Consider the following 26025-nt stretch of genomic DNA (forward strand, 5'->3'; position numbering starts at 1 on the left):
CGACATTTTATCGCACTTGCCCTGTGAATGCCGTCAAATCTTGTCTAGTCGAGGGTGTAGGGAGTTGCGAATCTAGCTGGCAATGTTTGCTTGGCTGTGAGCGCTGAGCAGGGCGAACTCGGCGAGACTGATCGATTCCGCGCGCAGATTGGCGTCGATTCCAAGCTCGATGATCTGCTGCTCTGAGATGAAGTTTTTCAGTGAATTGCGGATGGTTTTACGACGCTGCGAAAAGGCTTGAGTCACCAATTGGCTAAAGCTTTTCAGGTCCGGAATCTTGACCGGCGGCTGTGCGTGCGGGGTCAGGCGGACAATGGCCGAAATGACTTGCGGAATCGGGTCGAAACTTTCCGGCGGCACGTCGAACAGCAATTCGGTTTCGCAGTAATATTGCATCATCACGCTCAACCGGCCGTATGCCTTGCTGCCAGGTTCGGCGCAAATCCGCTCCACCACTTCTTTTTGCAGCATGAACAACATGTCTTCCACGCAATCGGTGGATTCCAGCAGATGAAACATTAATGGTGTGGAAATGTTGTACGGCAGATTACCGATAATGCGCAGCTTCTCGCCGGCTTGCGCCAGTGCGGCAAAATCGAACTTCAACGCGTCGGCGCTATGCACGGTTAAATTGCTGTGGCCGGCAAACTGTTTTTGCAAGCGGCTGACCAAGTCCCGGTCTAGTTCGACCACGTCGAGTTTGGCGCCGGACTCCAATAAAGGCAGGGTCAACGCGCCGAGACCGGGGCCGATTTCCACCCAATGTTCGCCTGCTACCGGATGGGCGCTGGCTAGAATGTTGTAAATGATGCTGTGATCGTGCAGAAAGTTCTGGCCGAAGCGTTTGCGGGCGGTGTGGGTCATTTTTAGTTTGTTAAGTGGGGAATCATATCCAGCGCAGTCTGCAACGCAAACTGCAAACTGCCTAGGTTGGCTTTGCCGGTGCCGGCCAGTTCCAGCGCGGTGCCGTGGTCGACCGAGGTGCGGACGATGGGTAAGCCGAGGGTGATATTCACGGCTTGGCCGAAGCCTTTGTATTTCAATACTGGCAGGCCTTGATCGTGATACATCGCTAACACGGCGTCGGCGCTTTCCAGGTATTTGGGCGTAAACAATGTGTCGGCGGGTAGTGGTCCGTAAAGGTTGATACCTTCGCAGCGTAAGCGTTCAAGAGTCGGTTCGATGGTGTCGATTTCCTCGCGGCCCAGATGGCCGCTCTCGCCGGCGTGCGGATTGAGGCCGCAAACCAGTATTTTCGGCTTAGCTATTGCAAAGCGTTGCTTTAGGTCGTGGTCCAATAACCTAATCACCGTTGCCAAAGATTCGGGGGTAATGGCGGCGCTGACTTCAGACAAAGGTAAATGGGTCGTCGCCAAAGCGACGCGTAGGCCGGGTGTGGCCAGCATCATGACTGGCGTACCGCCAGCCAATTCGGCGATAAATTCGGTGTGGCCGCTAAAGGGAATGCCGGCGTCGTTAATCACGCCTTTGTGAACCGGGCCGGTAACTATCGCAGAGAATGCGCCGCTCATGCAGCCCAAGGTGGCTTGGCGGATGGTTTCCAGAACGTATCGGCTATTGGCGGAATTGAGCCGTCCGCAAACGGCTGGCTCGCTCAAGCTGATGGGCAGAGCGGATATGGTGCCGGCTTGCTGTTTGTTGGCAGTTTGATCGATGTCGAAAAGTTGAATTGCCAGCGGCAAGCCAAGTTGTTCTGCCCGTTGCTGTAATAATTCCGGATCGGCAATGGCAACGAGTTGGCAAGCTTGTTCCTGCTGCGCCAGTTGTATGCACAAGTCCGGGCCGATGCCGGCAGGCTCGCCGGGCGTCAAAGCGATGCGAGGTATAGACATATTAGCTCCCCAATCGACCCGGTAAATCCCGCAGTATAAGCCCGGCCGGGATTTGTTTAATGCCTATCTGTGCATTGGTCGGATAGTTAGACAGGGTTGTGTTCCTGGCAAATTTGTTCGCTATCGCCTGTGCTGAGCTTCTCCTGGGTAAGCTGGCAGAAAAAACCGCCGTCTATTTCGCTGAAGTTGCGGCAGGTTTTGCACACGCCAAACGACTGCGAGTGGTTGGCTTTTTGCAGGGCGGTCAAGGCTTGTTGGAAAACATTGGCGTCTGACGGCGGCGAATCGCTGCTTTGCAAGATAGAGGTGGCGCTGTGGAATAAATCCGAAGGTCGCGCTTGCTTAAGTATCGCAGCGCCATCCGGCAGCAATTGCAAATGCACTACGCGCTTGTCGTTGGCATCCGGCGTTTTGCCGATATAACCTTTCTTTTCCAGAATAATTAGCGATTGCGATACCGTGCCGCGCGTCATACCTAAATAATTGGCGACAGCAGCAGGCGTATTGCTGTATTTGTTGCAGCGCGAGAGGTAATTGAGCACTTGAAAGTGTACTGGCTGCAAGCCCAGTTCCGTACATTTTTTCCGTTCCTCGGAACGGATCAAGGTGGTCATGCACTCAATAAGTTCGTAAATATCAGTTTGTTGCATAAATTGCATTCTCATCATGATCCACAAGGTTGACAAGGCGATGGTTCAGGGAGTAAATTGATAGCGAATCGAAACTTTACTTTATAACATCGGCCTGGAGTCAACAAGCTGTTATTTTACCATGCTAAATCGGGCGGCTGTTCGTCCTGGTCTTTTATGGTTTAATGCACCAAGTTGGCTCTTTTTTTTAACTTGCGGGTGGCAGGAATTTTAAATGAAAAATACTATAAAAATGCTGAATAAATCCCTACTGGCGAGTGCTATCGCCATGCTGTTGTCATCCGGAGTGGCGATGGCAAAATCCGACGATTTCCACAAGCTCTACCAAGACAATTGCGCCAGCTGTCATGGTTCCGATCACGGCGGTTATTTGGCGCCGGCGCTGAACTCGGCTACCTTGAAAGGCCGCAGCCCCACCGCATTACGTACCATCGTAATGGCCGGCAGCTTCGACACTTTGATGCCTCCGTTCTACGGCAGGCTTGATGACGACCAAATTCGCGGCGTGATTAAGCATTTGCAAGAAACCCCCAAACAGCCTAACCCGGCCTGGACTATCGACGACATGAAAAAGTCGCTGAAAGTCTATGTTAAAGATGAAAGCACGCTGCCGGCCAAGCCGACTTTCCAAATCGACGATAAATTCGAAAATCTGATCGGCGTCGCGGCGCGCGGCAAATACGGTCGTGGCGAAGGCTCCAAAGCCATCTTCATCAACAGTTCCACCCATCAAAAAGTCGGCGAAGTACCTACCGGCACCGCCGCGCATATTATCGATTTCAACCCGGCCAATCCGCGCTGGGCCTATGTAAAAACCGATACTGCCGAGATTTTTAAAGTCGATTTGTATTCCATGCAAGCGGTGCGCAGTATCAAAACCGGCTGGAACGGCCCAGGTATGGGCGTATCGCGCGATGGTAAATACATCATGGCCGGTTCTTTCGTACCGCATAACGCCGTGATTCTAAATGCCGATACGCTGGAACCTTTAAAAACCTTTGAGTTGGAAGGCATCGACCCGGACGGCAAACACGTGTCATCCGACTCCGGCATGATCATCGGTACCCCGTATGCGGATATTTTCGCGATTGCGCTGGAAAATGCCGGGCAGGTTTGGGTGATTGATTTGAACAAAGAGGGTTTTCCTGTCACCCGGATCGAGAATGTCGGTCGACATTTGCATGATGCCTTCCTGACCCACGGCGGCAAAAAATTGATGATTGCTTCTTACGACGACAGCATCGTCGCCGCCATCGACCTGGAAAAACGCGAAATCATCAAAAAATTGGAAGCCGGTTGCGTGCCGCATGTCGGCGGAGGTTCCGCGGTCAAGGTTGATGGCCGTACCTTGGGCTTCGGTACCAACTTCGGCGATTGCGACAAAACCGTGGTCAGCGTCTGGGACCTGGATAAAATGGAAGTCGTCAAACAAGTACCGGTTTCCGGCGGCACCGAATCGCCGGCCGCACATGCCAACGCGCCTTATGTCGCGGTTGACATCATCAGCAAGGACAGACGCGCCCGCACCGTACAATTGATCGACAAGAAAACTTTGGAAGTAGTGAGAACGCTGGATGTCGGCGGCCACGCCTACTTCCCAGAATATAGCGCCGACGGCAAGTTCCTGTATATCAGCGCCGGCTATAACGGCGACGAAGTGGTGGTTTACGATTCCAACACCTTGCAAAAAGTCGCGACCGTGCCGATGGAAAGCCCCGCGGGTATCTTCTCGCGTGGCCGGGTCAAATACATGACTCGCGGTTTGTCGCCTGACGAAATGGAGCAATCAAAATGAAGATGACTCATTTTATCGTGGCGCTGTTGGCGGGGGTGTTCGCCGCCGGTAGCGTTCAGGCGACTAGTCTGTATGTCGGTCAAGCCAAGGCAGGCGCGGTGTGTGCGCAATGTCACGGTATCCGGATGCCCAGCGCCGATGCACCGTTTCCCCCTTTGGGCGGCCGCGATCCGGAGTATTTGAAAACCGCGATCAAACAATATCGCGACAAGACGCGGAAATCCGACATCATGAATGCGATTGCCGGCTCTTTGACCGATGCGGAAATTAACGACATCGCCGCGTATTACGGCAGTGTTAAACCCTAAGCAATGCGCTATTGCTGGCTGTTGATCGGCTTGCTGTCATCCCGCGCCTTTGCGGAACAACCTAATCCGCAAAGGCAGCAGGAGTTGTTGAATATGCTTAAGCATGATTGTGGCTCCTGCCATGGCCTGCCGCCGAAAGGCGGCTTGGGGCCATCGTTGATGCCGGAAGCATTGGCCGACAAAAGCGACGTGCTATTGGCGGATGCTATACAAAACGGTCGACCCGGGTCAGCGATGCCGCCTTGGAAGAGTTTTCTTAGAATTGACGAAACTGGCTGGCTAATACAGCAATTACGTCAAGGCCTAAAGTAATGAAGACCCCTTGCAAAGCACAAGGTTACGGTTTTACTCACTCATTCCTGCGTCAATTATGAAACCCTGTTTGCGGCTTATTTTTCTTTCAATTGCTCTCGGCTTTGGTTCGCAAGTTGATGCTGATCCGCGCGCTACCGGTGACCTTGGCGTAGTCATCGAACGTGAAACCGGCAGCATCCAGATCGTTAACACCACGAAACCGGCGTCGCTGAGTCGTATCGAAGGCTTGGGTGATTTGTCCCATGCATCAGTGGTGTTCTCCCGCGATCAACGCTATGCCTATGTTTTCGGTCGCGACGGCGGTTTGACCAAGATCGATTTACTCCAGGACAAAATCGAAAAACGCATCATCCAGGCCGGCAACAGCATCGGCGGGGCGATTTCTCAGGATGGCAAAATAATTGCCGTCTCTAATTACACACCAGGCGGCGTGAAACTGTTCGACGCCGTAACGCTGGAGCAACTGGCTGAGATTCCGGCTGTTTACGGCGAAGACAACAAGTTATCCAAAGTAGTCGGTCTTGTTGATGCACCGGGCCAGCGCTTCGTTTGCAGCCTGTTCGAAGGCAATGAAATTTGGTTGATCGATGCCAAGAATCCGCGTCAACCCATTGTGAAAAAATTTAAAGACATCGGCAAACAACCATATGATGCCTTGCTGACACCGGACGGTCATTTCTATGCCGCTGGTTTATTCGGTGAGAAAGGCTTGGCCTTGCTGGATTTGTGGCAGCCGGAGAAGGGTGTCGAACATATCCTGGAAGACTACGGTAAGGATGACGAGCAAATGCCGGTCTACAAAATGCCGCATTTGGAGGGTTGGACTGTGGCCGGCGATTGGTTGTTGGTGCCAGCGGTGGGATTGCATGAAGTGTTGGTGATCGATACTCGCGAATGGGAGTTGGTCAAGCGCATACCCGTAGCCGGACAACCGGTATTCGTCACCTCGCGGCCGGATGGACGGCAGGTCTGGGTGAATTTCGCCTTCCCGGACAATCAGACCTTACAAGTAATCGATTTGAAAGATTTTAACATCGCAAAAACCCTGCAGCCCGGAAAGGCCGTATTGCATATGGAATTCAGCCCGCGCGGCGAAGCGGTATGGCTGGCGGTGCGCGACGAGGACCGGGTGATGGTTTACGACACCGAAACTTTTCAAGAGACCGCCCGTCTACCGGCGCAGAAGCCCAGCGGGATTTTCTTCACTGATCGCGCCAATCGCATAGGCTGGTAACATGCTGGCCCCCTTGCATAAACGCCTCCTCAACGATTATCAACAGGACTTTCCGTTGAGTCCGACCCCATACCGCGACATCGCCGAGCAGCTTGGGGTTAGCGAAGACGAGGTGCTGAATGCGTTTAAAACCTTATCAGAGCAACAGATGATCAGCCGCATCGGCCCGGTGATCGCGCCCAATAGCATTGGCAACAGCGCGCTGGTGGCGATGGCGGTGCCGGAATTTGATTTGGCGAGAGTTGCGGAATTGGTGAGCGCTTATCCGGAAGTCAATCACAACTATGAGCGCGAAAATCGCTTCAATTTGTGGTTTGTGTTGATTGCCGATAGCGAAACCCATCTTAAAGCTGTTATTGCGGACATCGAGACTCAAACCGGCTATCCCGCGATGTTGCTACCGATGTTGGCCGACTATTTCATCAACCTGGGATTTGAGCTTAATCTGCATGATTGACGCCATTGATTATCAACTGATTGCAGCCGTGCAAGCCGGATTGCCGATTGCAGCTAGGCCGTATGCGGCGATAGCGGAGCAATTGGCGATTACCGAACAGGAAGTGATTGAGCGTTTGGCGCGCTTAAAGACTCAAGGTTTGATCAAGCGTTGGGGCGTGGTGGTCAAGCATCGCCAGTTGGGTTACCGGGCCAATGCGATGATCGTGATGGATGTGCCGGACGAGCGGGTAGCTCGGGTCGGCGCGTTGATCAGTCAGCAGGCTTGCGTCAATCTGTGTTACCAACGCCCGCGCCAGGGTGACGTCTGGCCCTATAACTTGTATTGCATGATCCATGGTAAGAGCCGGGAGGTGGTGCTTGAGCAATGGGCAGAACTGCGGCATGACTGCAATTTAAGCGATTATTCTTTTGAAGTGTTGTTTAGCCGGCGTTGCTTTAAACAGCGGGGCGCTTTATATGCTCGCCAGATGACAAAAGGCGATGGGCCAACCCCCGTTTTTGCTGGAGAGGGCAGGGGTGAGGAGATTCAAAACAAACAGTCTTTGCGTATGCACTTCGCCTAAACATGGACGCCACAGACAAAGCCATCGTGAACCGCTTGCAGCAAGGTTTCCCTATCTGCGTATCGCCCTACCAACGGGTTGCCGCGGAATTGGGCCTGCCGGAAGCCGAATTGCTGTCAAGATTGCAAGCCATGTTGGCCGACGGAATATTGTCGCGTTTTGGGCCTATGTATCATGCCGAACAAATGGGTGGGGCTCTGACTTTGGCGGCGCTGAAAGTACCGGATGAGCGCTTCGACGAAGTCACCGAAATCGTCAACGCCTTCCCCGAAGTGGCGCATAACTATGCCCGTAATCATTTGTTGAATATGTGGTTTGTGCTGGCCACCGAAAAGCCGGAACAGGTGCAAAGTGTGATTGCGGAAATTGAGCGGCGGACCGGATTGGCCGTTTACAACATGCCGAAGATCAGCGAATACTACGTTGGTCTGCAATTGGAAGCCTGATGCCCATCGACGAAATAGACAGAAAAATTATCCAGGCCACCCAGGCCGGTTTGCCCTTAGTCAGTGAGCCGTATCAAGCGGTTGCCGAGCAACTGGGTTTGTCTGCACAAGTGATCATGTTACATCTGGCTGAAATGCAGCAGACCGGGACCATTCGCCGTATTGCTGCGGTGCCCAACCATTACAAACTGGGTTACCGCTACAACGGTATGACGGTGTGGGATGTTGAGGATAGCCATGTCGACGAACTTGGGCGAAAGGTGGCGAAACTGCCGTTTGTAAGCCACTGTTACCAGCGTCCCCGACATTTGCCGGACTGGCCGTACAATTTGTTCGCCATGGTGCATGGTAAGACCGAGCAGGATGCCGAACGGCAGTCCGCAATCATCGCCGAATTATTAGGAGAACAGGCACGTAGTCACGAGGTGCTGTACAGCACCAAAATTCTTAAAAAAACCGGTTTGCGAATCGGGGGATAGGGCATGTTCAGACTGAGCCAATACATGCGCGAATTGCTGCATCCGACCCCGCTGGCCGCACCGCGCAAACCGTCCGGGCCGGTGGTGATCTGGAATTTGATCCGCCGCTGCAATTTAACCTGCAAACATTGCTACACCACCTCTGCCGACATCAATTTTCCCGGCGAACTCAGCACGCAGGAAATCTACACGGTGATGGATGACCTGAAAGCCTTCAAAGTGCCAGTGTTGATTTTGTCCGGTGGCGAGCCGTTGCTGCATCCGGATATTTTTGCCATCTCGCAGCGCGCCCGGGATAAGGGGTTTTATGTGGCTCTGTCTAGCAACGGCACGCTGATTAACGAAAGTAACATTGAGCAAATCGCCGCGATTGACTACCAATACATCGGCGTCAGCCTGGATGGCATTGGTCAGACTCATGACTCATTCCGCCAGAAACAAGGTTCGTTCGAAGCGTCGCTGGCCGGTATTCGTTTATGCCGCGAACACAACATCAAAGCCGGGGTCAGGTTTACGCTAACCCAAGACAACGCACACGACTTTGAAGGTCTGTTGCAATTGATGGACGACGAAGACATCGACAAATTCTATCTGTCGCATTTGAACTATGGCGGTCGCGGTAATAAGAACCGCAAGGACGACGCCGAGTTTCAGTTGACCCGCAAGGTGATGGATGTCGTGTTCGATAAATCTTTGAGCTGGGAACAACAAGGCTTGCATCGCGAAGTGGTGACCGGCAACAACGACGCGGATGCGGTGTATTTTCTGCATTGGGTTAAGCGCCGTTTCCCCGAGCAAGCAGAGCATATCCAGGCCAAACTCCAGCAATGGGGCGGCAATGCCTCGGGCGTCAACGTCGCTAACATCGACAATCTCGGTAATGTCCATCCCGACACCTTTTGGTGGCATTACGGTTTGGGTAATGTCCGCAAACGGCCGTTCTCCGAAATCTGGTCGGACATCAGCGATCCGCTTATGGCCGGATTGAAAGCTTCGCCCCGGCCGTTGAAAGGCCGCTGCGGCGATTGCCATTATCAAGGTATCTGCAACGGCAATACCCGCGTTCGTGCGCAGCAAATGACCGGTGATTTTTGGGCTGAGGATCCAGGCTGTTATTTGCTGGACGAAGAGATCTGCGCTTAGAAAGATTGTGCTGTCTCAGATGAGAAATGATTAGTCTGGAAAAAGTTGCTATTTACAGAAAGTTTGCCGGCGACATTGATGGCTGGGCCAAGATGGCTTCCGCTGCGGAAAAGGCCATATTGACTGGCGACGACTGGCGGCAAATCGATAGCTTTGTTCAGGATTTTGGTTTGGTTCAGGCTGGCCTGGCATCAACACGCTATGCGGAGAATTTGCACAAGCGGATTGCGGAGTCTGTTACCGATGCCGAAACCCTGGCAGCACTGAAGGAGTTGGTCGAACAATTGGCTTGAACTTGGGTGAGTTGGTCCTTAGCGCATCAATGAGCACGGAATGCTCCACAGCAATTTGGCCGAAGCTTGATCCGACAAATCGGCATCCAGGCGAGTTAGAGAGGCTTTTTTGATAACAATATTGTCGGCAGCGGTGCCTAATAAAAGGGAAACGGTAGTTGAGAAATCCGGTTCGTGACCCACCAGCCAGATGTCATCCAGGCCTAAGTCTGCCAGTTTGCTTAGTTCTGCGATTATAGTGAGCGCAGAATTATCGATGCCTAACCAATCAACGGTTTGTGGGGCAGGACAGCCAGGCAAGCGCTGGTTGAGTATCCTCGCGGTCTGTTGGGCGCGTAGCAGCGGGCTGCAATAAATCGATCCCGGAATCAAGCCGTTGGCTAAACAAAATGCCGCCAAGCGTTTTACCTGTTTCTCGCCTTTGTCAATTAAAGCTCTATCCGCGTCGGGTATCGATAAGCCGCCATCTTCCGCGGTAGCGTGTCTGAGGAAGGTGATAAGCATGGTATGTCTCCTTGTCGAACGATTTTAAGTGGGATCTTCGGCTGTCGACAATTTCTGGTTTTAGGCGAAGCTATGGAGTTTGTTAATAGAGTTCCAGCTAAATTTAGCGTAAATATTAGCGCGGTGGTTGCTTCGCTGGAGCTTTAATCGCTTGGCTGGAAAATATAGTGGATAATTCTTGACTGAATTACTAGGTATAGTCATAATCATACAATCTTTCAATTGCTTATAGAGTTTTATATGTCCGATCCTATTGTGTTTACCGACAGCGCCGCTCATAAAGTTGCGGGTTTAATTCAGGAAGAGGGTAACGATAATCTTAAGCTCAGAGTTTATATCAGTGGTGGCGGCTGTTCGGGATTTCAGTACGGTTTTACTTTTGACGAAGATGTTAATGAAGACGATACCCAAATTGTCAAAGACGGCGTAACAGTTCTGATCGATTCGATGAGTATTCAGTACCTTAGCGGTGCCGAAATCGATTATAAGGAAGACCTGTCTGGTGCGCAATTCGTGATTCGCAATCCTAACGCCACGACGACCTGCGGTTGCGGCTCGTCTTTCTCAGCGTAAACCGTTTCTACCCGGATAAATCCCACCTAAAATCACGGGCGCCCCTGCGCCCGTGACGCTACATAAGTTTCCCGGCAAATTGTTAAGAGTTTGCCGTGCCAGCCAAGCAAACGCAATCGCTTCGACATGATCGGGATCGATTCCCCTTTCAGCTGTTGAAATCACCGGCATATCGAGGAGTTTTCGTAACAGGGTCATCAATTGACCGTTATGCGCGCCGCCACCACAAACCAAAGTTTGCAAGGTATTTGGCGCATATTGGCGAATGGCGTCGGCGATAGTATCGGCGCTGAATTGACAGAGTGTGGCTTGAATATCTTCAGGCTCAAGGTCTGGAAATAAGCTGAGCTTTTGTTGCAACCAGGCAGGCGAAAAATATTCCTTGCCAGTACTTTTCGGTGGCGCTAGCCGGAAATAGTCGTCGTCTTTTAAAGCATCGAGCAGGGCGGGATAGGGTTTGCCCTTGGCTGCCCAATCGCCATTGCGGTCATAAGGCTGGTTGCAATGTTTCTGACACCACCAGTCCATTAAGCCATTGCCGGGGCCGGTATCGAAGCCGATGACCGGTTTATCGTTTAACACTGTTATGTTGGCGATGCCGCCAATATTGACGACTACCCTGGCTTGCGTGACATCGCTAAAAACTGCTTGATGAAAGGCTGGAACCAACGGGGCACCTTGGCCGCCAACGGCAATGTCGCGGCGGCGAAAATCGGCGACGGTGGTGATGCCGGTGATTTCGGCAATGCGATTCGGGTCGCCGATTTGCAGAGAAAAGCCATAGGCAGTCTCGGGTGCGTGATAAACGGTTTGCCCGTGACTGCCGATACCCTTGATCGAACTTGCCGGAATGTTGGCATTATCAAGCAACTTCTGTACTGCTTCGCCGAATAATCGACCGATCTGGCTATCGAGAGAGCCGTAATCGGTTAGCAGAATAGGCTGGCCAGGTTGGCTTAGATTTTGAATTTTTTGCCGGAATTCGACGGAGAATGGTTGGTAATGGAATGCGACAAGTTGTGTTTTGCCGTCGCTAAAATCGACAAGACCAGCATCGATACCATCGACGCTGGTCCCTGACATTAAGCCTATATAAAGCTCGGACACTGTATTAGTTTTGAGCAACCAACGCGTCGCCTTTGGCTTGTTTCAATTGCGCCAAAAATGGCTGGGTTTGTGCTTTGAATTTTGCCAGTAAAGCGTTATCCATAGGCATGGAGCGCGGTATTTTCGCGGTAACCGGATTGACGTGCTCGCCGCCAATGCGGAATTCATAATGTAGATGCGGGCCGGTGGCCAAGCCGGTTTTGCCGACGTAACCAATTACATCGCCTTGTTTAATGGTGCTGCCGAGTTTTTGACCGGATTTGAAGCCGGACAAGTGGGCGTACAAGGTTGAATATTTTTGGCCATGCTCGATCTCCACTACATTGCCATAGCCGTTTTTCACGCCGCGGAAGACGATTTTACCGTCGCCGGTGGTTTTAACCGGAGTGCCGATGGCTGCGGAATAATCGACGCCTTTATGCGCGCGGATGGTGTTCAGGATCGGATGCTTGCGGTGTAAATCAAAATGCGAGCTGATTTTGGCGAAGTCCATCGGGGTTTGCAGGAAGGCTTTGCGCAAACCGTTACCGTCCGGGGTGTAGTAGCCTGTGTTGCCTTGATTATCTTCGAAGCGTACGGCGGTATAAGTTTTACCCTGGTTGACGAATTCGACCGAGAGAATTTCGCCGGTATCGAATTCTTTACCGTCCACAAACAGCTTTTCATAGACGACGGTAAATTGGTCGCCGTCTCTTAAATTCAGTGCAAAATCGATGTCCCACGCAAAAATGTCAGCCAGTTTCAGTATGAGCTTTTCCGGAAGGCCAGCTTCCTTGCCGTCTTCGAATAGTGAAGAGTTAATCGTGCCTTTGCTGCTGGCTACTTGGTAATCGATTTTTTTGCTTAACAACGCCACATCGAATTCGTCATCATGTCGGGTGGCAATCAATGTTTCGAAAGGATTTTTGCTGTAAGTAAGTTGTTCCAGTTCGCCTGACGCATTCAGGGTGGCAACAACGTCCTGGCCTGGTTCGACATCGGCAAACTGCTTGCCCGTGGCGTTGGCGTGGATAATTTTGTGCAAATCTTCTCTGCTAAGATTTAAGGCTGAGAAAATGCTGGAAAGGTTTTCGCCGGACTTAACGGTATGTTCCAGTTCTTCGGTAATATCGAGATGTTGTACTTCGGGTGGTGCAACGTATTTGGTGTATTGGTTGATCTTGGAAGAGATCAGTCTGTCTTGCTCCAAGGTTTTTGCGTCTTCAAAACCTTTATGCGGTATCAATCCGTAACTTGCGCTGGCGGCAACAACGGTGTAGGTGCCTAATAGCACCGACTTGAGTATTCTGTTCTTCACAGTAATCACACTTCATTGTTTGTCGAGCGTTTCATTGTAGGCAATTTTGGTGCATAAGGCCAACAAAAGGCCATTTTTTATCCTTCCGTACAATTGCATCACTTATAATGCGCGCCCAAAACTAAAGGCTATCGGGAGAATAAATTGTTGCAAGAAACCTTGGCTCAGTTGCGTTACGGCGCTGAAGAAATTTTGCTGGAATCTGATTTGATCAAAAAGCTGGAGGAAAATCGGCCGTTAACGATTAAGGCTGGATTTGACCCGACTGCGCCCGATTTGCATCTGGGACACACGGTGCTCATTAATAAGCTGAAGCAATTTCAGGATGCCGGGCATAACGTGCAATTTTTGATCGGCGATTTTACTGCAATGATAGGCGATCCGACCGGCAAAAACGTCACGCGTAAGCCGTTGAGTCGTGAGGAAGTGGCGGAAAACGCGAAAACCTATCAGGCGCAGGTGTTTAAGATCCTTGATCCTGATAAAACCGAGGTGAAATTTAATTCGGCGTGGATGGGCTCTATGACGAGTGCCGAATTAATCCAGTTAGCAGCGAGAAATACCGTGGCGAGAATGCTGGAGCGTGATGATTTCAGTAAGCGTTACAAGGGGGGGCAGCCCATTGCGATTCACGAATTCTTATACCCATTAATACAGGGCTATGACTCGGTGGTCATGAAAGCGGATGTCGAGCTGGGTGGCACGGATCAGAAGTTTAACCTGTTGATGGGTAGGCAATTGCAGGAAGGTTATGGGCAAAAACCTCAGGTCGTGTTGACTATGCCGATTTTGGAAGGGCTTGATGGTGTCCAGAAAATGTCCAAATCGCTTAACAACTACATAGGTATAGCCGACGTTCCTGATGACATGTTTGGCAAGATCATGTCGATCTCAGATGAGCTGATGTGGCGTTACTTTAAGTTATTGAGCTTTAAGCCAATGACTGAAATAGAGAATTGGCGAACTGCGTGCGAGGATGGCGAAAACCCAAGAAATTACAAAGTTTCGCTCGCTCAGGAGATTGTTGCCAGGTTTCATGGGTTTCAGGCTGCAAAAACGGCGCTTGAGAATTTTGAGGCTCGGTTTCAGCGCGGGGCTTTGCCGGATGATATCGAGGAAGTTCGAATTAAAGTCGATGAGCAGGGCATGCCGATTGCTAATGTGTTGAAAAATGCTGGGTTAGTGGAAAGCACATCTGAAGCATTACGTTTGATCAAACAAGGTGCGGTAAAGATTGATGGTGAAAAACTGGAAGACCCGAAAACCTTAATTTCGGCGCCGGCCACGCATGTTTATCAGGTAGGCAAAAGAAAATTTGCGCGGATAGAAATAATATCTTGACGCGGGGTGTATGGGTGATTAAAATGCGCGGCTCTTCACTGCTTTAGCTTTTTGGGTTTGGCGGTGAAGGAGTCGGCTGGGTTCGGCGGGTTTAAGGTTGTGAGTGGCGGGTTTGTTTTGAGTGTTTCGGTTTTTGAAATGGCTTAAAAATAAATTTGACAGGAACTGAAAACGCTGTAGAATATGTCGGCTCAACAGGGCGAAATGCTCTGGCTCTTTAACAAACGAAATCGAAATAATTTGTGTGGGTATGTGTAGCGACTATGTGCTGTTTAAAAATAGTCGACACAGAAACCACGTCAATTCGCAAGAAAAGATGTTCTGTAGTCGAGCCAAGATTGGTCACTAATCTTATTTAGTGACAAGTTAAAATTAAACTGAAGAGTTTGATCATGGCTCAGATTGAACGCTGGCGGTATGCTTAACACATGCAAGTCGAACGGTAGCAGGCCTTCGGGCGCTGACGAGTGGCGGACGGGTGAGTAATGCATAGGAATCTGCCTATTAGTGGGGGACAACGTGGGGAAACTCACGCTAATACCGCATACGCCCTACGGGGGAAAGCTGGGGATCTTCGGACCTGGCGCTAATAGATGAGCCTATGTTGGATTAGCTAGTTGGTAGGGTAAAGGCCTACCAAGGCGACGATCCATAGCTGGTCTGAGAGGATGATCAGCCACACTGGGACTGAGACACGGCCCAGACTCCTACGGGAGGCAGCAGTGGGGAATATTGGACAATGGGCGAAAGCCTGATCCAGCAATACCGCGTGTGTGAAGAAGGCCTGAGGGTTGTAAAGCACTTTCAATAGGAAGGAATACCTGCCGGTTAATACCCGGTAGACTGACATTACCTATACAAGAAGCACCGGCTAACTCCGTGCCAGCAGCCGCGGTAATACGGAGGGTGCAAGCGTTAATCGGAATTACTGGGCGTAAAGCGTGCGTAGGCGGTTGTTTAAGTCAGATGTGAAAGCCCTGGGCTTAACCTGGGAACTGCATTTGATACTGGGCAACTAGAGTTTAGTAGAGGGGAGTGGAATTTCAGGTGTAGCGGTGAAATGCGTAGAGATCTGAAGGAACACCAGTGGCGAAGGCGGCTCCCTGGACTAAAACTGACGCTGAGGTACGAAAGCGTGGGTAGCAAACAGGATTAGATACCCTGGTAGTCCACGCCGTAAACGATGTCAACTAACTGTTGGGTTCTTAAAGAACTTAGTAGTGGAGCTAACGTATTAAGTTGACCGCCTGGGGAGTACGGCCGCAAGGCTAAAACTCAAATGAATTGACGGGGGCCCGCACAAGCGGTGGAGCATGTGGTTTAATTCGATGCAACGCGAAGAACCTTACCTACCCTTGACATCCAGAGAATCTGTTAGAGATAGCGGAGTGCCTTCGGGAGCTCTGAGACAGGTGCTGCATGGCTGTCGTCAGCTCGTGTTGTGAAATGTTGGGTTAAGTCCCGTAACGAGCGCAACCCTTATCCTTAGTTGCCAGCGGGTCATGCCGGGAACTCTAGGGAGACTGCCGGTGATAAACCGGAGGAAGGTGGGGACGACGTCAAGTCATCATGGCCCTTATGGGTAGGGCTACACACGTGCTACAATGGCCGGTACAGAGGGCTGCGAACTCGCGAGAGTAAGCGAATCCCAAAAAGCCGGTCCCAGTCCGGATCGCAGTCTGCAACTCGACTGCGTGAAGTCGGAATCGCTAGTAATCGCGGATCAGAATGCCGCGGTGAATACGTTCCCGGGCCTTGTACACACCGCCCGTCACACCATGGGAGTGGGTTGCAAAAGAAGTAGGTAGTTTAACCTTCGGGAGGGCGCTTACCACTTTGTGATTCATGACTGGGGTGAAGTCGTAACAAGGTAGCCCTAGGGGAACCTGGGGCTGGATCACCTCCTTACAAAGACGGCACACCGTTACACGTACTCACAACAAATTATTTCGATTGAAAGACGCACCTGGGTCTGTAGCTCAGTTGGTTAGAGCGCACCCCTGATAAGGGTGAGGTCGGAGGTTCAACTCCTCCCAGACCCACCAACGCATAAAAGGCGAAAGCAATAAGGCGGAAAACGATCAGACAACACTCCTGGTTAGAAATGGGTAGGGTTGTGCATAGTTGGATTCCGGCTTGAGTCTTGGTCTTTAGTCTGTTTTAGGGGCCATAGCTCAGCTGGGAGAGCGCCTGCCTTGCACGCAGGAGGTCGGGAGTTCGATCCTCCCTGGCTCCACCATCACGCTGAACGCTGAGGGTAAACCAGTTCGTCAAATGTAAGCACTTGGATGTGGACATCAGCGCTATACGGTTTTATCGCATGATAAAGACTGTATAGCATTGGTATTCGTACCGATAGCTCTTTAACAATATGGAAATCTGTAACTATAGTAACGATCAGCAATGATCGAAACTGAAACGAGTTGCGGTTTGAATGAAGTCAATGTCGAAAGATAAAGATGGAAAGCAAGCAGCATGTCGTTCTCAAGCAGAAAAAATCAGCGAAAATGTCAGCTGACAGTATAACCAAAGTACAGACGTATTCGGGTTATATGGTCAAGTGAATAAGCGCATACGGTGAATGCCTAGGCAGTAAGAGGCGATGAAGGACGTTGTAGCATGCGAAAAGCTTTGGGGAGCCTGCAAACCGGCTGTGATCCAGAGATGTCCGAATGGGGAAACCCGGCGTGCATCAGCACGTCATCTTTGAGTGAATACATAGCTCACTGAAGCGAACCCGGAGAACTGAAACATCTAAGTACCCGGAGGAAAAGAAATCAACCGAGATTCCCTAAGTAGTGGCGAGCGAACGGGGACTAGCCCTTAAGCTAGGATAAGGTTAGTGGAACGGTCTGGAAAGTCCGGCGATACAGGGTGATAGCCCCGTACACGAAAACCTTTTTTTAGTGAAATCGAGTAGGTCGGAGCACGTGAAACTTTGACTGAATATGGGGGGACCATCCTCCAAGGCTAAATACTCCTTACTGACCGATAGTGAACTAGTACCGTGAGGGAAAGGCGAAAAGAACCGCGGAGAGCGGAGTGAAATAGAACCTGAAACCGTATGCGTACAAGCAGTGGGAGCCCCTTCGTGGGGTGACTGCGTACCTTTTGTATAATGGGTCAGCGACTTACATTTTGTGGCAAGCTTAACCGAATAGGGGAGGCGTAGCGAAAGCGAGTCTTAATAGGGCGTTTAGTCGCAAGGTGTAGACCCGAAACCGGGCGATCTATCCATGGCCAGGCTGAAGGTTGGGTAATACTAACTGGAGGGCCGAACCCACGTCTGTTGAAAAAGACGGGGATGAGCTGTGGATCGGAGTGAAAGGCTAATCAAGCTCGGAGATAGCTGGTTCTCCTCGAAAGCTATTTAGGTAGCGCCTCGTGTATCACTGCTGGGGGTAGAGCACTGTTTCGGCTAGGGGGTCATCCCGACTTACCAACCCGATGCAAACTCCGAATACCAGCAAGTGCAAGCACGGGAGACACACGGCGGGTGATAAGGTCCGTCGTGAAAAGGGAAACAGCCCAGACCGTCAGCTAAGGTCCCCAAATCTATGCTCAGTGGGAAACGATGTGGAAAGGCACAGACAGCCAGGAGGTTGGCTTAGAAGCAGCCATCCTTTAAAGAAAGCGTAATAGCTCACTGGTCGAGTCGGTCTGCGCGGAAGATTTACCGGGGCTAAGCATAGTACCGAAGCTACGGATTTACGCGTTAAGCGTGAGTGGTAGAGGAGCGTTCCGTACGCCTGCGAAGGTTCATTGAGAAGTGGGCTGGAGGTATCGGAAGTGCGAATGCTGACATAAGTAACGATAAAGGGGGTGAAAAACCCCCTCGCCGAAAACCCAAGGTTTCCTGCGCAACGTTAATCGACGCAGGGTTAGTCGGCACCTAAGGCGAGGCTGAAAAGCGTAGTCGATGGAAAACAGGTTAATATTCCTGTACCAGTAGTAACTGCGATGGGGTGACGGAGAAGGCTATATCAGCTGTCGGTTGGAAGTGGCAGTTTAAGCAGGTAGGCATGCATCTTAGGCAAATCCGGGGTGCTTTATGCCGAGACGTGATGACGAGCGGTTCGAAAGAACAGCGAAGTGATAGATGCCCTGCTTCCAGGAAAAACCTCTAAGCTTCAGGTTACTAGTGGCCGTACCCTAAACCGACACAGGTGGGTGGGATGAAAATTCTAAGGCGCTTGAGAGAACCCAGGTGAAGGAACTAGGCAAAATGATACCGTAACTTCGGGAGAAGGTATGCCCTCATTACGTGAAGGTCCTCGCGACTGGAGCGGAAGGGGGTTGCAAAAAATCGGTGGCTGCGACTGTTTAGCAAAAACATAGCACTCTGCAAACACGAAAGTGGACGTATAGGGTGTGACGCCTGCCCGGTGCTGGAAGGTTAATTGATGGGGTTATCTTCGGAGAAGCTCTTGATCGAAGCCCCAGTAAACGGCGGCCGTAACTATAACGGTCCTAAGGTAGCGAAATTCCTTGTCGGGTAAGTTCCGACCTGCACGAATGGCGTAACGATGGCCACACTGTCTCCACCTGGGACTCAGTGAAATTGAAATCGCTGTGAAGATGCAGTGTACCCGCGGCTAGACGGAAAGACCCCGTGCACCTTTACTATAGCTTGACACTGGACTTTGAACCTACTTGTGTAGGATAGGTGGGAGGCTTTGAAGCGGGAACGCCAGTTCTCGTGGAGCCAACCTTGAAATACCACCCTGGTATGTTTGGAGTTCTAACCTCGACCCGTTATCCGGGTTAGGGACAGTGTCTGGTGGGTAGTTTGACTGGGGCGGTCTCCTCCTAAAGAGTAACGGAGGAGCACGAAGGTACCCTCAGCCTGGTCGGAAATCAGGCAATGAGTGCAAAGGCATAAGGGTGCTTGACTGCGAGACGGACAAGTCGAGCAGGTACGAAAGTAGGTCTTAGTGATCCGGTGGTTCTGTATGGAAGGGCCATCGCTCAACGGATAAAAGGTACGCCGGGGATAACAGGCTGATACCGCCCAAGAGTTCATATCGACGGCGGTGTTTGGCACCTCGATGTCGGCTCATCACATCCTGGGGCTGAAGCAGGTCCCAAGGGTATGGCTGTTCGCCATTTAAAGTGGTACGCGAGCTGGGTTCAGAACGTCGTGAGACAGTTCGGTCCCTATCTGCCGTGGGCGTTTGAGATTTGAGGGAAGCTGCTCCTAGTACGAGAGGACCGGAGTGGACGAACCTCTGGTGTTCCGGTTGTCATGCCAATGGCATTGCCGGGTAGCCACGTTCGGACAGGATAACCGCTGAAAGCATCTAAGCGGGAAGCCCCTCCCAAGATGAGATCTCACTGGGACTTTAAGTCCCCTGAAGGGCCGTCGGAGACTACGACGTTGATAGGCACGGTGTGGAAGCGCAGTAATGTGTGAAGCTAACGTGTACTAATTGCCCGTGAGGCTTGACCATATAACACCCAATGCGTTTGGGTAAAGTCAAAAGACAACAGTAGCTGAACACGCAAGAGAACGACAAACTCAATACAGATTTCCATGAAAGCAGGTCAAAGCGAAACGCTTAAAACCTGCGCATGACGGCTGCAACAACAGCCTAACCAGTTTGCTTGGTGAACATAGCAAGCGTGAACCACCCGATCCCATCCCGAACTCGGAAGTGAAACCGCTTAGCGCCGATGATAGTGTGGCAGGTTGCCATGTGAAAGTAGGTCATCGCCAAGCGCCTATCCCAAAAGCCCTGCTAACACTAGCAGGGCTTTTTTTCGGCCGGAAATATGACTACCTCAAAGGCATTTAAATTTGCGGTGGTGGAATCGCTGATATCTACTTTGTGAGATATCAAGATTAGTCGGAGTCTTCGGCTAACATCAAAGTGCTCAATTGTTTATAAATGTCGCAGCAGCTCTTGCAAAGATGCCATGTCAAATGCTCCAACTTTGTGCAAGATGATAATGCCTTGCCTATCTATTAAAAACATCGTGGGGGTCAACTGCACATCACCAAAAGCGTGTACAAGACTCCTGTCTATATCAAGAGCCACTGCATAGGGAAGCTGTCTTTCCTTGGCTAATGCTTGCACGCGGCTAGGCGGGTCGTAAGGCATTGTCACCGCAATGATTTGCAGGCCTTGCTGATGCAATGCGATCAAATCCGGAATTTCCTCAATACAGCTAGGGCAGTCGGTTGCCCAAAATGTTATCAATACGGGCTTGCCTTTTAGCTCCGAAATTGCCAGTCGTTCACCTGTCAATGTTGTAAAAACGGCGTTGGGAGCGAAGCTTTTAGTGTAAGTCAGCCACCAGGCTATTGCGCCAAGTAAACAGATCACCGATAGGACGCCAAGTGCCGCTTTTATTCTCATAAGCATAGATTCGGTAGTTTGTCGGGAACGCGCATTACGGCGATTATAGCAAAGCTGCTAGAATGCCTGCCTTATCCAATAATCCAGTCATGGCGATGAAAAAGATACTAATTTCAGACAAGCTTGCGGAAGATGGCATTAATTTCTTGAATGCCCAGGAAGGCATACAGATACATATTCAAACCGGCTTGAGTGAAGACGCGTTATGCGAGATTATTCCGGAGTACGATGCTTTATTGATTCGCAGCGATACTCAGGTGACGGCGAGGGTGTTAAAAGCCGCGACACGACTGAAAGTAGTCGGGCGCGCCGGCATAGGGGTCGATAACGTCGACTTAAATGCCGCGACCGAGCAGGGCGTCATCGTTATGAATACGCCTGATGCTAATGCCACCACGACGGCAGAACTCGCAATTGCACATATGTTTTCCTTGAGCCGCAACCTGCCGTTTGCTAATCAATCGGTTAGAGAAGGCAAATGGGAACGCTCCAAGTTGATGGGCGCTGAAATTGCTCATAAAACCCTGGCAGTGCTGGGTTTTGGTACTATTGGCCGGATAGTCGCTCAACGCGGCAACGGTTTGGGCATGCGCGTGATCGCTTATGATCCGTTTGTAGCGCCGGATGTTTTTGCCGCATATGGCGCGGAAATGGTTGATTTGGAGACTCTGGTTAAACAAGCCGACTATTTGACCCTGCATTGTCCTTTACTGGAAAAAACCAAAAACATCATCGGCCGGGAGCAATTGGCGATGATGAAAAAATCTGCACGCTTGATCAATTGCGCACGCGGCGGTTTGGTTGACGAATCGGCATTGTACGATGCCTTGAAAGAAGGTCGGATAGCCGGGGCGGCATTGGATGTTTACGAACAAGAGCCACCCAAGGATTCGCCGCTGCTTACACTAGACAATGTGGTATTTACCCCACATTTGGGCGCTTCGACCAAGGAAGCGCAAGTGGCTGTCAGTGTCGAGATCGCCCGTCAGGCGGTTAAATATTTGCAAACCGGTGAAGCTGTTAATGCGCTGAATCTGCCTAGGTTATCCGCAGAAGAGTTGACTAAGGCTCAACCATTTATGAACTTGGCCAATATTCTTGGCAAATTGCTGGTTGGTCTGATCGATCAGCCTATTCAAAAGCTGGAAGTGGCAGTATTTGGCAAGGCCGCAGAAGTAAAAATTCGGCCGATTTCTGCTGAGGCGATGGTCGGTTTGCTGGGTGGACAACTTTCCACGCCGGTCAACCGCGTCAATGTCGAGAACATTGCCAAGCGCCAAGGCATAACGCTAATTGAGTCGCAGACCGAGGAATCAGAAGGCTATCAGTCTCTAATCAAAATCACGGGGCATTGCGCCGATAAATCGGTGTCCTTGGCGGGTACTTTGTTGGGCAATCAACATCCGCGCTTGGTCAGCATCAATCATTTCGAAATCGAAGTGGTGCCGGAAGGTGCTCTATTAATCACCCGTCATGATGACCGGCCTGGCGTGATCGCCGCGATTAGCTCAATCTTGGGCGTCGCCAATATCAATATTACCCGGATGCAGGTCAGTATCGCCGACGAGCACCAATTGGCGATGATGGTCATCAGCGTTTCGGATCCACTAAACGAACAAGTGCTGAAATCCGTCTGCGAAGTGCCGGCGGTCCATACGGCGAGGCAAATTGCTTTATGAGTTATGACGTCATTTGTTTCGATTGCGACAGCACGCTAAGTCGGGTCGAAGGTATCGATGAATTGGCTAGGCGTAACGGTTTATTCGAACAAGTTGCTGCGTTAACCGATGCGGCCATGAACGGCGAATTGGCTCTCGAGGATGTCTACGCGAGTCGGCTGGATTTGATCAAACCCGACAAAGCCGCGATAGACTGGCTGGCCAAGTTGTATATCACCGAAATGGTCGAGGGTGTTAGCGAAACGATCGAAGCCCTGCAAGCAAAAAACAAGTTAATCCACATCATTAGCGGCGGCTTGCGGCAGGCGATACTGCCCTTGGCGGAACAGTTGGGGATACCGGAGGAGCATGTGCATGCGGTCGATGTGTTGTTTGACGAAGACGGTAATTATCAGGATTTTGCCCGACACTCGCCCTTGGCTGTCAGTGGCGGCAAAGCCAGGATTTGCCGGCGGCTGAGGATGAATCATTCATCTTTAGTAATGATAGGCGATGGCAAGACCGATTTGGAAGCTAAATTGGCCGGCGCCTATATGATCGGTTTCGGCGGCGTAGTCCGCAGGCCGTTGGTGGAAGAGCAGGCCGATAGTTACGTCTTGGATGCTTCGTTAGCGGCGATATTGCCACTAGTACTTTAAGCAAGGGTCGATAAGCCGGCGGGACGATGGTAAAATTCCCAAATTTTTAGAAGATTCAGAGAGATAGAATGGCAGGGCATAGTAAGTGGGCTAACATCAAGCATCGTAAAGGCGCGCAGGACGCAAAACGCGGCAAGATTTTTACCAAACTGATTCGCGAGATTACCGTGGCTGCGAAAGGATCGGGTGGTGGTGATCCTGCCAATAATCCAAGTTTGCGCACCGCTATCGATAAGGCGCTCGGTGCCAATATGAAGCGCGACACCATCGACAACACCATCAAAAAAGCCATAGGCGCGGTTGATGGCGTGGTCTACGAAGAAGTACGTTACGAAGGTTACGGCCCAGGAGGTACGGCGGTGATGGTCAATTGCTTGACCGATAATCGCAATCGTACTGTCGCTGATGTGAGGCATGCGTTTTCCAAGGCTGGTGGCAATTTGGGCACTGACGGTTCGGTGGCTTATATGTTTCGCAAGGTCGGAATTATCAGCTACTCCAATGGAGTCGATGAAGACGCAGTGATGGAAGCGGCGATGGACTCCGGCGCAGAGGATGTGGTCACCAATGATGATGGTTCTATCGACGTGTTTACCACTCCTGAAGACTATATGGCAGTCAAGGATGCCATGGTTGCTGCCGGCTTCGAGCCGGAAAACGCCGAAGTGACGATGCATGCTGACGTCAAAACCGAGTTGGATGCCGATGCGGCCGAAAAAATGCTGAAGCTGATCGACCGCTTGGAAGATCTGGACGATGTGCAGGATGTTTACTCCAATGCCGACATCAGCGACGACATCATGACTGCACTCGATGCCTAATCACACCGCACAATTACTCGCACCAATAGACTATTGACCAGAATTTTAGGTATAGATCCAGGCTCGCGCATCACCGGCTACGGTGTGGTGGAGTCGACGCCGCGCGGTATTCGCTATGTAGCGAGCGGCTGCATTCGTATTAAATCCGATGAATTTCCTGAGCGTTTAAAGCAGATTTTTGATGGCGTCAGCCAGGTGATTGAATTGTATCGTCCCGAGCAAATGGCCATCGAACAGGTGTTTATGCATAAGAATGCCGATTCGGCCCTTAAGCTAGGTCAGGCTCGGGGCGCGGCTATTTGCGCGACCTTGAACCGCGATTTGCCGGTGTTCGAATACGCTGCAAGACAGGTGAAGCAGGCCTTGGTTGGCAAAGGTAATGCCGATAAGCTGCAAGTTCAGCACATGGTGAAAATTTTGTTGAGTATTCAAGGCGATATGCAAATCGACGCTAGCGATGCGTTAGCAATAGGTCTGTGTCATAGTCACTATCAGGAAACCGCGATGCGTTTGCAGAAGGCGAGTTCGTGATCGGTTTTTTGCGCGGTAAATTGATTCACAAAGCCCCGCCGCAATTGTTGCTGGATGTACACGGTGTTGGCTATGAAGTGGAAGCGCCGATGAACACCTTTTACGACCTGCCGGCACTGGGTGAGGAAGTTAAACTGCATACGCATCTAGTGGTGCGAGAGGATGCGCACATTTTGTTCGGCTTTGCCACTCAAAGCGAGCGCATGCTGTTCAGAACCCTGATCAAAGTCAATGGCGTCGGACCGAAACTGGCATTGACGATACTGTCCGGGCAAAGCACCGAAGAATTTTATCGTTGCGTGCATGACAACGATTTAAAAGGTTTGGTGCGCTTGCCGGGTGTCGGCCAAAAAACCGCCGAGCGCTTGATTATTGAAATGCGCGGTCGTTTGCCGGAATTGAACAAGCTATCGGCAACGAATGAACGGCCAAGTTCGTTACCTGGGTCGGCAGCCAGCCCGAAGCAAGAAGCGATTAGTGCGCTGTGCGCCTTGGGGTATAAACCGCCCGATGCGGCGCGAATGGTGCAATCGATTGCCACCGAAGATAAAAGCTGTGAGGACATTATTCGTTTGGCGCTGCGCGGTGCGGTTAAATGATCGAGAGTGACAGATTGGTTACAGCTCAGGGAAATAATGACGAAGAGCGTGTGGATCGAGCTATTCGCCCCAAGCGTCTGAAAGACTATGTCGGCCAAAAAGAACTCCGCGAGCAAATGGAAATCTTTATCCAGGCAGCGGTAACGCGTTCGGAAGCTCTGGATCATGTATTGATCTTCGGCCCGCCCGGCTTGGGGAAAACTACCTTGGCTAATATCGTGGCCATGGAAATGAATGTCAACATTCGGCAAACCTCCGGCCCGGTGCTGGATAAAGCCGGGGACTTAGCGGCTTTGCTGACCAATCTGCAAGCGCACGATGTACTATTCATCGACGAAATCCATAGACTCAGTCCGGCGGTGGAAGAGGTACTGTATCCGGCTATGGAAGACTACCAAATTGATATTATAATAGGCGAAGGTCCGGCAGCCCGCTCGATTAAGCTGGATTTGCCACCCTTTACGCTGATAGGCGCTACGACCCGAGCCGGTTTGTTGACATCGCCTTTACGCGATCGTTTCGGTATCGTCCAACGTCTTGAGTTTTACACCGTTGAGGAACTGGCCAGTATCGTCAGTCGCTCGGCGAAGCTGTTAAATATTGGCATGGACAGTGGTGGTGCCGACGAGATAGCCTGCCGCTCGCGGGGCACGCCGCGCATAGCCAACCGACTCTTACGTAGAGTGCGGGATTTTGCCGAAGTAAAAGGCAACGGCACGGTTAGTCGTGAGATCGCCCAACAAGCCTTGGATATGCTGAAAATAGACCAGCAAGGGTTTGATATGCTGGACCGGAAGTTATTGACAGCCATGATAGAACATTTTCAAGGCGGTCCAGTCGGGCTGGATACGCTGGCTGCTGTGATCAGCGAGGAGCGCGGTACCGTGGAAGATGTGCTGGAACCTTATTTGTTGCAGCAAGGCTTTATCATGCGCACCCCCAGAGGACGAGTGGTGACGCATAAGGCTTACAGCCACTTTGGCTTACCAGTGCCCAAGCAGCAACCCGGCGTCGATGACATCTTCGCCAATTAATAAT

25 protein-coding genes, 2 tRNA genes and 3 rRNA genes are annotated in these 26025 nt (G+C 51.2%); 23 read left to right on the plus strand and 7 right to left on the minus strand.

The genetic code is table 11. From position 1 onward, the window contains the following. Positions 1-72: 72 nt before the first annotated feature. The 3 genes from rsmA to METH11B_RS0119430 all read right to left on the minus strand — a co-directional run bounded on the left by rsmA (position 73) and on the right by METH11B_RS0119430 (position 2503). Positions 73-864, minus strand: a complete 792-nt coding sequence (gene rsmA, locus METH11B_RS0119420; RefSeq protein WP_026603444.1) for a 16S rRNA (adenine(1518)-N(6)/adenine(1519)-N(6))-dimethyltransferase RsmA — start codon at positions 862-864, stop codon at positions 73-75. A 2-nt stretch (positions 865-866) separates the two neighbouring features. Next, complete coding sequence (gene pdxA / locus METH11B_RS0119425) at positions 867-1853, minus strand: 4-hydroxythreonine-4-phosphate dehydrogenase PdxA (RefSeq protein ID WP_026603445.1); 987 nt, start codon at positions 1851-1853, stop codon at positions 867-869. Between the two features lie 86 nt (positions 1854-1939). Continuing rightward, on the minus strand, positions 1940-2503 hold the full coding sequence (locus METH11B_RS0119430) for a MarR family winged helix-turn-helix transcriptional regulator (protein WP_036276221.1): 564 nt from the start codon (positions 2501-2503) through the stop codon (positions 1940-1942). A gap of 214 nt (positions 2504-2717) precedes the next feature. On the opposite strand from METH11B_RS0119430, the gene METH11B_RS0119435 reads away from it, so the two are divergent. From METH11B_RS0119435 to METH11B_RS0119480, 10 genes are read left to right on the plus strand one after another with little or no spacing between them, the layout of a single operon-like run. After that, positions 2718-4298: a nitrite reductase gene (locus METH11B_RS0119435; protein WP_026603447.1), complete on the plus strand. Its 1581-nt coding sequence runs from the start codon at positions 2718-2720 to the stop codon at positions 4296-4298. Next, the gene (locus METH11B_RS0119440; protein WP_026603448.1) at positions 4295-4606 is read left to right on the plus strand and encodes a c-type cytochrome; all 312 of its coding nucleotides are present in this window, start codon (positions 4295-4297) and stop codon (positions 4604-4606) included. Before METH11B_RS0119435 ends, METH11B_RS0119440 begins: the two co-directional genes overlap by 4 nt. Positions 4607-4609: 3 nt before the next feature. Continuing rightward, entirely contained in the window at positions 4610-4918 is a 309-nt protein-coding gene (locus METH11B_RS0119445) for a c-type cytochrome (RefSeq protein WP_026603449.1), read from the plus strand. 58 nt (positions 4919-4976) lie between these two features. Then, complete coding sequence (locus METH11B_RS0119450; protein WP_026603450.1) at positions 4977-6155, plus strand: cytochrome D1 domain-containing protein; 1179 nt, start codon at positions 4977-4979, stop codon at positions 6153-6155. A 1-nt stretch (position 6156) separates the two neighbouring features. Then, on the plus strand, positions 6157-6612 hold the full coding sequence (locus tag METH11B_RS0119455) for an Lrp/AsnC family transcriptional regulator (RefSeq protein ID WP_026603451.1): 456 nt from the start codon (positions 6157-6159) through the stop codon (positions 6610-6612). Beyond that, the gene (gene ahbB, locus METH11B_RS0119460; RefSeq protein WP_026603452.1) at positions 6605-7177 is read left to right on the plus strand and encodes a siroheme decarboxylase subunit beta; all 573 of its coding nucleotides are present in this window, start codon (positions 6605-6607) and stop codon (positions 7175-7177) included. Before METH11B_RS0119455 ends, ahbB (METH11B_RS0119460) begins: the two co-directional genes overlap by 8 nt. A gap of 2 nt (positions 7178-7179) precedes the next feature. Further along, positions 7180-7623: an Lrp/AsnC family transcriptional regulator gene (locus METH11B_RS0119465; RefSeq protein ID WP_026603453.1), complete on the plus strand. Its 444-nt coding sequence runs from the start codon at positions 7180-7182 to the stop codon at positions 7621-7623. Continuing rightward, the gene (ahbB, locus tag METH11B_RS0119470; RefSeq protein ID WP_026603454.1) at positions 7623-8102 is read left to right on the plus strand and encodes a siroheme decarboxylase subunit beta; all 480 of its coding nucleotides are present in this window, start codon (positions 7623-7625) and stop codon (positions 8100-8102) included. Before METH11B_RS0119465 ends, ahbB (METH11B_RS0119470) begins: the two co-directional genes overlap by 1 nt. A gap of 3 nt (positions 8103-8105) precedes the next feature. Continuing rightward, on the plus strand, positions 8106-9245 hold the full coding sequence (gene nirJ, locus METH11B_RS0119475; protein ID WP_026603455.1) for a heme d1 biosynthesis radical SAM protein NirJ: 1140 nt from the start codon (positions 8106-8108) through the stop codon (positions 9243-9245). Positions 9246-9271: 26 nt separating this feature from the next. Beyond that, on the plus strand, positions 9272-9538 hold the full coding sequence (locus METH11B_RS0119480) for a hypothetical protein (protein WP_026603456.1): 267 nt from the start codon (positions 9272-9274) through the stop codon (positions 9536-9538). 18 nt (positions 9539-9556) lie between these two features. On the opposite strand, the gene METH11B_RS0119485 is transcribed toward METH11B_RS0119480, so the two are convergent. Next, a complete protein-coding gene (locus METH11B_RS0119485; RefSeq protein WP_026603457.1) occupies positions 9557-10042 on the minus strand; it encodes a SixA phosphatase family protein in 486 nt (161 codons plus the stop codon). Positions 10043-10282: 240 nt separating this feature from the next. Here METH11B_RS0119485 and erpA point away from each other — a divergent pair, with 240 nt between their 5' ends. Further along, on the plus strand, positions 10283-10615 hold the full coding sequence (gene erpA / locus METH11B_RS0119490) for an iron-sulfur cluster insertion protein ErpA (protein WP_020483200.1): 333 nt from the start codon (positions 10283-10285) through the stop codon (positions 10613-10615). On the opposite strand, the gene METH11B_RS0119495 is transcribed toward erpA, so the two are convergent. Then, entirely contained in the window at positions 10607-11722 is a 1116-nt protein-coding gene (locus METH11B_RS0119495) for an anhydro-N-acetylmuramic acid kinase (protein ID WP_036277886.1), read from the minus strand. The genes erpA and METH11B_RS0119495 overlap by 9 nt on opposite strands. A gap of 4 nt (positions 11723-11726) precedes the next feature. Then, a complete protein-coding gene (locus METH11B_RS0119500; protein ID WP_036276226.1) occupies positions 11727-13019 on the minus strand; it encodes a peptidoglycan DD-metalloendopeptidase family protein in 1293 nt (430 codons plus the stop codon). 147 nt (positions 13020-13166) lie between these two features. Here METH11B_RS0119500 and tyrS point away from each other — a divergent pair, with 147 nt between their 5' ends. The 6 genes from tyrS (at position 13167) to rrf (ending at position 20079) form a co-directional block, all read left to right on the plus strand. Further along, positions 13167-14360: a tyrosine--tRNA ligase gene (tyrS, locus tag METH11B_RS0119505; protein ID WP_033194184.1), complete on the plus strand. Its 1194-nt coding sequence runs from the start codon at positions 13167-13169 to the stop codon at positions 14358-14360. A gap of 374 nt (positions 14361-14734) precedes the next feature. Beyond that, positions 14735-16268, plus strand: a 16S ribosomal RNA gene (locus METH11B_RS0119510). A gap of 60 nt (positions 16269-16328) precedes the next feature. Next, a tRNA-Ile gene (locus METH11B_RS0119515) sits at positions 16329-16405 on the plus strand. 118 nt (positions 16406-16523) lie between these two features. After that, positions 16524-16599: transfer RNA gene (locus METH11B_RS0119520), tRNA-Ala, on the plus strand. Positions 16600-16914: 315 nt separating this feature from the next. Then, positions 16915-19810 (plus strand): 23S ribosomal RNA (locus METH11B_RS0119525). Between the two features lie 153 nt (positions 19811-19963). Further along, a 5S ribosomal RNA gene (gene rrf, locus METH11B_RS0119530) occupies positions 19964-20079 on the plus strand. Together the 16S, 23S and 5S rRNA genes with 2 tRNA genes alongside form the textbook arrangement of a ribosomal RNA operon. A 163-nt stretch (positions 20080-20242) precedes the next feature. Here the strand turns inward: rrf and METH11B_RS0119535 are convergent. Then, positions 20243-20719 carry a TlpA family protein disulfide reductase gene (locus tag METH11B_RS0119535; RefSeq protein ID WP_036277890.1) on the minus strand — a complete coding sequence of 159 codons (477 nt, stop codon included), beginning with the start codon at positions 20717-20719 and terminating at the stop codon, positions 20243-20245. A 95-nt stretch (positions 20720-20814) separates the two neighbouring features. Between METH11B_RS0119535 and serA the strand changes: the two genes are divergently transcribed. The 6 genes from serA to ruvB all read left to right on the plus strand — a co-directional run bounded on the left by serA (position 20815) and on the right by ruvB (position 26021). Beyond that, positions 20815-22398 (plus strand): phosphoglycerate dehydrogenase, encoded by a 1584-nt coding sequence (gene serA / locus METH11B_RS0119540; RefSeq protein WP_036277893.1) that lies wholly within the window; start codon positions 20815-20817, stop codon positions 22396-22398. Next, entirely contained in the window at positions 22395-23036 is a 642-nt protein-coding gene (locus tag METH11B_RS0119545) for an HAD-IB family phosphatase (protein WP_026603462.1), read from the plus strand. Before serA ends, METH11B_RS0119545 begins: the two co-directional genes overlap by 4 nt. A gap of 68 nt (positions 23037-23104) precedes the next feature. Further along, complete coding sequence (locus METH11B_RS0119550) at positions 23105-23857, plus strand: YebC/PmpR family DNA-binding transcriptional regulator (RefSeq protein WP_026603463.1); 753 nt, start codon at positions 23105-23107, stop codon at positions 23855-23857. A gap of 33 nt (positions 23858-23890) precedes the next feature. Next, the gene (ruvC, locus tag METH11B_RS0119555; protein WP_026603464.1) at positions 23891-24388 is read left to right on the plus strand and encodes a crossover junction endodeoxyribonuclease RuvC; all 498 of its coding nucleotides are present in this window, start codon (positions 23891-23893) and stop codon (positions 24386-24388) included. Continuing rightward, positions 24385-24987 (plus strand): Holliday junction branch migration protein RuvA, encoded by a 603-nt coding sequence (gene ruvA, locus METH11B_RS0119560; protein WP_026603465.1) that lies wholly within the window; start codon positions 24385-24387, stop codon positions 24985-24987. The genes ruvC and ruvA overlap by 4 nt, the downstream gene beginning before the upstream one ends. Next, positions 24987-26021, plus strand: a complete 1035-nt coding sequence (gene ruvB, locus METH11B_RS0119565; protein ID WP_197027027.1) for a Holliday junction branch migration DNA helicase RuvB — start codon at positions 24987-24989, stop codon at positions 26019-26021. Before ruvA ends, ruvB begins: the two co-directional genes overlap by 1 nt. Positions 26022-26025 lie beyond the last annotated feature (4 nt).

This window comes from Methylomonas sp. 11b (assembly GCF_000515215.1).
Classification (GTDB): Bacteria; Pseudomonadota; Gammaproteobacteria; order Methylococcales; family Methylomonadaceae; genus Methylomonas.

Coding starts and splice junctions, on each gene's coding strand:
- METH11B_RS0119465 (WP_026603453.1), top strand. CDS start 7,180: ATGGACGCCACAGACAAAGCCATCGTGAACCGCTTGCAGCAAGGTTTC.
- METH11B_RS0119435 (WP_026603447.1), top strand. CDS start 2,718: ATGAAAAATACTATAAAAATGCTGAATAAATCCCTACTGGCGAGTGCT.
- METH11B_RS0119545 (WP_026603462.1), top strand. CDS start 22,395: ATGAGTTATGACGTCATTTGTTTCGATTGCGACAGCACGCTAAGTCGG.
- METH11B_RS0119450 (WP_026603450.1), top strand. CDS start 4,977: ATGAAACCCTGTTTGCGGCTTATTTTTCTTTCAATTGCTCTCGGCTTT.
- METH11B_RS0119550 (WP_026603463.1), top strand. CDS start 23,105: ATGGCAGGGCATAGTAAGTGGGCTAACATCAAGCATCGTAAAGGCGCG.
- erpA (WP_020483200.1), top strand. CDS start 10,283: ATGTCCGATCCTATTGTGTTTACCGACAGCGCCGCTCATAAAGTTGCG.
- METH11B_RS0119535 (WP_036277890.1), bottom strand. CDS start 20,719: ATGAGAATAAAAGCGGCACTTGGCGTCCTATCGGTGATCTGTTTACTT.
- METH11B_RS0119485 (WP_026603457.1), bottom strand. CDS start 10,042: ATGCTTATCACCTTCCTCAGACACGCTACCGCGGAAGATGGCGGCTTA.
- METH11B_RS0119430 (WP_036276221.1), bottom strand. CDS start 2,503: ATGCAACAAACTGATATTTACGAACTTATTGAGTGCATGACCACCTTG.
- rsmA (WP_026603444.1), bottom strand. CDS start 864: ATGACCCACACCGCCCGCAAACGCTTCGGCCAGAACTTTCTGCACGAT.
- serA (WP_036277893.1), top strand. CDS start 20,815: ATGAAAAAGATACTAATTTCAGACAAGCTTGCGGAAGATGGCATTAAT.
- METH11B_RS0119440 (WP_026603448.1), top strand. CDS start 4,295: ATGAAGATGACTCATTTTATCGTGGCGCTGTTGGCGGGGGTGTTCGCC.
- ahbB (WP_026603454.1), top strand. CDS start 7,623: ATGCCCATCGACGAAATAGACAGAAAAATTATCCAGGCCACCCAGGCC.
- METH11B_RS0119480 (WP_026603456.1), top strand. CDS start 9,272: ATGATTAGTCTGGAAAAAGTTGCTATTTACAGAAAGTTTGCCGGCGAC.
- METH11B_RS0119445 (WP_026603449.1), top strand. CDS start 4,610: ATGCGCTATTGCTGGCTGTTGATCGGCTTGCTGTCATCCCGCGCCTTT.
- pdxA (WP_026603445.1), bottom strand. CDS start 1,853: ATGTCTATACCTCGCATCGCTTTGACGCCCGGCGAGCCTGCCGGCATC.
- METH11B_RS0119455 (WP_026603451.1), top strand. CDS start 6,157: ATGCTGGCCCCCTTGCATAAACGCCTCCTCAACGATTATCAACAGGAC.
- nirJ (WP_026603455.1), top strand. CDS start 8,106: ATGTTCAGACTGAGCCAATACATGCGCGAATTGCTGCATCCGACCCCG.
- ahbB (WP_026603452.1), top strand. CDS start 6,605: ATGATTGACGCCATTGATTATCAACTGATTGCAGCCGTGCAAGCCGGA.